At 56.0% G+C, this 5,249-nt stretch carries 6 protein-coding genes; 3 read left to right on the plus strand and 3 right to left on the minus strand.

What is annotated here, in order from left to right; genetic code table 11:
- Positions 1-85: 85 nt before the first annotated feature.
- Positions 86-1,165 (minus strand): DUF417 family protein, encoded by a 1,080-nt coding sequence (locus VNX88_14430; protein HWY69864.1) that lies wholly within the window; start codon positions 1,163-1,165, stop codon positions 86-88.
- Positions 1,166-1,426: 261 nt separating this feature from the next.
- Between VNX88_14430 and VNX88_14435 the strand changes: the two genes are divergently transcribed.
- On the plus strand, positions 1,427-1,816 hold the full coding sequence (locus VNX88_14435) for a hypothetical protein (protein HWY69865.1): 390 nt from the start codon (positions 1,427-1,429) through the stop codon (positions 1,814-1,816).
- A gap of 181 nt (positions 1,817-1,997) precedes the next feature.
- Here VNX88_14435 and VNX88_14440 read toward each other — a convergent pair whose 3' ends face one another.
- On the minus strand, positions 1,998-2,231 hold the full coding sequence (locus VNX88_14440) for a hypothetical protein (protein HWY69866.1): 234 nt from the start codon (positions 2,229-2,231) through the stop codon (positions 1,998-2,000).
- A 1,282-nt stretch (positions 2,232-3,513) separates the two neighbouring features.
- Between VNX88_14440 and VNX88_14445 the strand changes: the two genes are divergently transcribed.
- Positions 3,514-4,287: a response regulator gene (locus tag VNX88_14445; GenBank protein ID HWY69867.1), complete on the plus strand. Its 774-nt coding sequence runs from the start codon at positions 3,514-3,516 to the stop codon at positions 4,285-4,287.
- A gap of 107 nt (positions 4,288-4,394) precedes the next feature.
- On the opposite strand, the gene VNX88_14450 is transcribed toward VNX88_14445, so the two are convergent.
- On the minus strand, positions 4,395-4,550 hold the full coding sequence (locus VNX88_14450) for a hypothetical protein (GenBank protein ID HWY69868.1): 156 nt from the start codon (positions 4,548-4,550) through the stop codon (positions 4,395-4,397).
- A gap of 234 nt (positions 4,551-4,784) precedes the next feature.
- On the opposite strand from VNX88_14450, the gene VNX88_14455 reads away from it, so the two are divergent.
- The coding region (locus VNX88_14455) for a hypothetical protein (protein HWY69869.1) at positions 4,785-5,249 on the plus strand (465 nt) is incomplete at its 3' end.

Below are 5,249 nucleotides of genomic sequence, written 5' to 3' on the forward strand. Positions count from 1 at the left end.
TTCTGCGGGCAGCCAAGTCTGCGCATCCAGCTTCATATGCACCGATCGTACGTGATGCGCAGGTTGGCCGCTTTCGCGCTTCAGCTCACGTTCTTGCGAGGAACGCGGCTGATGTCGGGACAGCGGCCGCCATTCCATTCGCGCGCGAACGATTCGGGGTCATGTCGGCAATCTCGACGCGAAGCGACATCCTCGCGACATCCTGCTTCAGCAGATAGATCGATATAGCGAGAAGGACCACATCCTTCATAAGGAAGGGAACGTTGCCGGCCATCGCTGGAAACCCGGCAGACGGATCCCATCCATTCGGCACGAAAGGGATGATCGTGACGGTCGTGATGAACGTGACGCCGGAACCGATAGCTCCAAGAATTCCCAATCGCTTATCCCAGAATCCTGCGTACAGGAGCGCGCAAATCGTCCATTCCGATGCACCCAGGAATCGGGCGCCTCCGCGGAGGCCGAACGCAGGGTACAGCCAGGAAATGAAAGGGCTGTGGCTAATGAAGGGGATCATTGCCTGGGCCCCATATTGATGCCATTTGGTATACCCAAAGAACAGGAATATGAGCACCATTGACGCACGGAGTAAATGATACTCAAGATCCTCTCTGAGAAGATCTAGTTTCACCAGTATCCAGACAAGGCACCTGATCGGAAAGCTGACGGTGCCGCCGCGCTCCGCCGAACGCGTCACCTTTACGACATCCTGCTTCAGCAGATAGACCGATGCTGCAAGGAGCGCCACATCCTTCATGAGAAAAGGAACGTTGCCAGTCATTGCCGGGAATCCTCCGGCAACCTGATCCCAGCCGTTCGGCATAAATGGAATGATCGTCACGGTCGCAACATATGTAATACATGATCCGATCGATCCGAGGATCCCCACTTGCTTGTTCCAGAATCCCCAGAACAGAAGCGAGCAGATCAGCCATTCCATCACACCGACAAACCAGCTGCCTCCCCGAATGCCGAACGCAGGATACATCCATGAAATAAGCGGCCCATTGCTGATATAGGGAATGAGTACGTTGGCCTCGTACTCGAACCATTTCTGGTATCCAAACAGCAGGAATACGATCACCATCGACGCGCGAATTAGCAGATAGTCGAGATCGTCCTTGAGAAGACTGGACCTGGACAATGCGTTGATGAGATGATTCATTGTTGATCGCTTTGCTGGCGCAATTGGCCCAACTCTTGACTGGGAATGCCCCGGGTTGGACGTCTTCTTTCTAAGCACAATACGCAATGATCGCTTGCGCTACATTGCTCGCGTTGTGCATTCTTGCGCGGAATCGTCAGGCTCCGATGTCCGTCGTCGGAACGATCCCATCAATTAAATTGATTAGGCTGGGGCACTAATCCCCCATTAGCGACCCTCAAGCGGAACATCATACTTCGCCAGTCCAGAAACGAGACGTCGGTGAACACGGGACCGCTAGCGTCTTTCTCTGGTCCTCCGCGCGGATTGCCGACAATTCGGTCGAAGCACTCATTTGATCGATCGATCAAACGGCGGATCGAACAGGACGTTCGGCATGCCAACATCACGATCATCGAGGGAATTGGAGCTAGTCAATACAGAATCGGGATCGTGTCCGCGCGCCTCGTCGAGGCCGTTCTTAGGGATGAGAAGGCTGTTCTTCCGGTGTCGAGCCCCCAAGCTGCCTTTGGAGTCAGCGTCTCTCTCCCATCGGTGATTGGGGCAACTGGTGTGGAGTGCGTTCTCATGCCGCAGATGAGTGGGGAAGAGCAAGCGGCGCTACATACGAGCGCGCAACATATCGCTAATGCAACTGCCCGCTTGAGGTAGTAGAGTATAAGCGACGAGAACCGATCCGCCTACACGCCCTGCAGTGCGCGCGCCAAGCCCAGACTATGATCGGGCTTGACGCGAAAGTGCGACCACCGGACGCCGAACTCCCGCCCCGAAAGCAATAAAGTGTTTCTTGGTCGACCGAGGAATCATCGCCTGCGTTAGGGATCTAGGACAGTCACTTGCGGTGGCGCCGCGAAGGCGTTCGCAGGCTTGGGTCGTATGCACTACTTGCAAAGGCGCTCATTGGATAGAACGATCGAGCCGATGGCCGGCCTGCATTCAACACATCAGCATTGGGGTGGTAAAAGGCGTAAGCGCCCGGTTCCTGTATCGCCGCCTGGGCGAACGCGGGCAATTCACCGCTGATCGTCAGGAGCGCGACCGCTCCGAGAATTCTAAGCATTGCCATCTCATGCTCCTTGTCTGATCATTTCCAGAATATCGTGCTCTCTCAAGCCGTCTTGATCAGTCATGCCGTCTCTTGACTGAAAGTGCGCCGTTTCATTTGCATACTGATCTCAAGACAGACGCGTCGTCACAAGGCACCGGGCAAGTGGCCACAAAGATCGCGCTCCGCCAGCACGATTCAACAAGCGTTATGGCCTGGTTGTGCAAGTGTCCGTGAAAGATTGCGAGCGAAAAGCAATCAACGCAAACCTTTGTTTAGTTGTTGCAGCCCTCTCGGTTACCGGCGCGCACCAACGTACAATTGAGCCATTCATCTCCATCATCTTAATCTCGCCGTCAGTTCTAGATTGGTCGATTGCAGGACGCGAATGTCAACGATTTGGCTGACGGCTCGATCGCAATTCTTGCAACGACATCGGGATGCACTTTGCCTGTGGACGGAGTGCGACAACAAAGAAGGAATGAGAAATAGGGCTCACGCGAAGACCAGAGGAGACAAAAATGCTCAACAGTTCTCAAAATACCCGGCTTGGCGCGCCAAAGCGTTGCGCGATCTGTGACGGACCGTTCGGTCTCATCCGGCACTATTCCTGGCGAACTCCCCTCTGTTCAAAGAAGTGCGTTCAACGCCTCAAGACCCGCCGCGAGACGAACCGCAAATGGTTACGCCGACTTCAGATCGCCGCCTAGGGCGCTGCATGGAAAGTCCTGCGTGAATTCACCCGATTTCGTAATTCGGAAAACAACGAATGTGCACCTTGGGCCTTTTGTTCAGACTCATCCTGTGGAGCTGCTGTCTACTGGCGGGTCTGCCACTCCAGGCGCAAGAGGGTGAAGGTCACGCTACCCTCCATCATCCTCCACAAGACCAGTGGCTACACGAAAAATTCTATTCAACGTGGCACATGCCCGATAATCCATCGGCTAGCTGTTGCAACGACGCGGACTGCTACCCGACTGAAATCCAATACATTGACGGAAACATCTATGCCAAGCGTAGAGAAGACGGGAAGTACGTTCTCATTCCGCCCGAAAAGGTGGAACGCAATAGGGATAATCCGGATGGACGAAATCACTTGTGCGCACCGCCGCCCAATCCATTGCACCCGTCGGATACCGTATACTGCTTCGCATTGGGAGGCGCCACATGACGCGCCCAGCGGCGCCTCTCGGAGTAGAGTGGCGCGGACCAATCGCCACGGGTTGTCGGGAGACTCCGCAAGCAAAGAACATGCTGCGACGATACCGTCAATTGGACTAAACAAGGGCGGTGGTAATAACTCATGACCGGCGATCAAGCTTTAATTGCTATTATCGACAGCGACGACTCCTGGCGAGCGCGATTGCGGATCTTGCTCGAAGCGGAGGGCCTGAAAATCGAGCTCTTCAAATCGGCCGAAGAATATTTGAAGAGAAGCAAGTCTCATTCACCCAATTGCATCGTGCTAGACGTGCGGTTGCCCGGCATAAGCGGTCTCGATCTCCAGTCCCGACAAGAAAAAACCAGACGCAAAACACCCTTAGTGTTTCTTACCGCTCAGAACGAGGTAAGGACGTCCGTTCGGGCGATGAAAGCTGGGGCCATAGACTTTCTTACTAAACCCTTTCAAGATGAAGAGCTGCTCGACGCGGTGAGAAGCGGCATCGAGCGTGATCTCGCAGCGCGTTTACAAAAGCAGACCTTGGACGAGCTTCGAACCCGGCTTGCATCGCTTTCGCCTCGCGAAAGGGAGACGATGGTGTTGCTTTCAGCGGGACAGGGACCCAAGCAGATCGCAGGCCAATTGAGAGTCTGCACGCAGACGGCTCGCGTTCACAGTGGTCGAGTTATGGCCAAGATGGGAGCACGGTCGATAGCCGATCTGGTGCGGATGGTGGACAGGCTGGAACATCTGTCTCGCGAAGGAGAAGAACTTCGCATTCGAATTAACACTAAGTGCCGTGTGATCAACCGCGGCGGCGCTACCGTCCGACGTTCAGACGCCCACACATATCCTGATGGCCACTCAGTTGGGAGCCGCGGCCAATTTATGCCGCCGGTCCCTTCACTATCCTGAGGTCAGAACGTCCTCGCCGGTGCGCGCTGGCTGTGAACAGCGGCATTAGATCACAAATGACTTCGTCGCGGGGGGCAGCCTAGCACCCTCGGGAGGAATTGCGAGGATTACTTCATCAACGCCGAGCCCTCGCCGTTGATCTGTTCTGTGATTCCTTCTGGACTGCCGGCGAACGCGAATCGTGGCACCAACTCGTCGGGAATCAGCTGCGTAAGTTTAGCTTCCGTATGCTTGTTTCGCTCCAACTTGTAGGCTGTCTTCACATCTTCTGCTACACGTCGCGTCAGTCGGTCGACCGGCCCCGGAATATCGCGCCTCTGATGGCGGCGCCTCGCCTCATTTCTCCGCAAGATAACTTCAACAGCGACAAGTTTACGAAAGCAGATTTTCACAAGCTTGCTAACCATACGCAGATCAGTACTTTCCGACCTTGGCGGGCTGCAACGTGGCGAGTTCGTTCTTGTCCACGGCTCCGCCAGAGCCCACGGGATAGCACCATGTCGTTCCTGCTGAGAGGCGTCGGCCGGCGCTATGTGCCCGCGCTCATCTTGTCGTGCATCGCCGCGTCGCCAGCCTGTGCCGGCGGAGCAATGGGGCTGGACACGGGCGACACGGCTTGGGTGTTGGTCGCGTCGGCGCTCGTGCTGTTCATGACGCTTCCCGGGCTCGCGCTGTTCTACGGCGGCCTGGTGCGCGCGCGGAATCTGCTCTCGGTACTGATGCATTGCTTCGTCATTTGCTGCGTCGTCTCGCTGCTCTGGGCGGCATTCGGCTACAGTCTTAGCTTCGGCCACGGCGGGGCGTTGATCGGTCCGCTCGATAACCCCTTCCTCGTCCATCTCGGCAACAAGGCGCTGCGCGGCAACTTGCCGGAGGCGGTGTTCGTGCTGTTTCAGATGACCTTCGCCGTCATCACGCCTGCGCTCATTATCGGCGCGTTCCCGGAGCGCGTGCGCTTTCCG

It is taken from the genome of Terriglobales bacterium, from assembly GCA_035567895.1.
In the GTDB taxonomy this organism is placed as follows: Bacteria; Acidobacteriota; Terriglobia; order Terriglobales; family Acidobacteriaceae; genus Gp1-AA112.